Below are 270 nucleotides of genomic sequence, written 5' to 3' on the forward strand. Positions count from 1 at the left end.
CCTTTCCGCTGCGGCTGGTCGCCCTGCTGACCGCCCCGGGCCACGACTTCACGGGCGGCGAATTCGTCATGACCGAGCAACGCCCCCGCCAGCAATCGCGCCCCCTGGTGCTGCCGCTGGCCCTGGGCGACGCCGCCCTGATCGCCGCCGCGCACCGCCCCATTCGCGGCGCGCAGGGCGACTACCGCGCGACCTTGCGTCACGCCATCAGCCGCGTGCGCAGCGGGGTGCGGGTGGGGCTGGAATTGAACCTCAATTCTCCGCCGTGAT

Annotated in this window: 1 protein-coding gene; it reads left to right on the forward strand. The window is 72.6% G+C overall.

The window, feature by feature from the left end; genetic code table 11:
- On the forward strand, window positions 1-269 hold a 269-nt coding region (locus SB751_RS30830; protein ID WP_410749128.1), incomplete at its 5' end, for a 2OG-Fe(II) oxygenase.
- Between the last annotated feature and the right edge of the window lies 1 nt (window position 270).

It is taken from the genome of Cupriavidus sp. SIMBA_020, from assembly GCF_046535395.1.
Lineage (GTDB): Bacteria > Pseudomonadota > Gammaproteobacteria > Burkholderiales > Burkholderiaceae > Cupriavidus > Cupriavidus campinensis.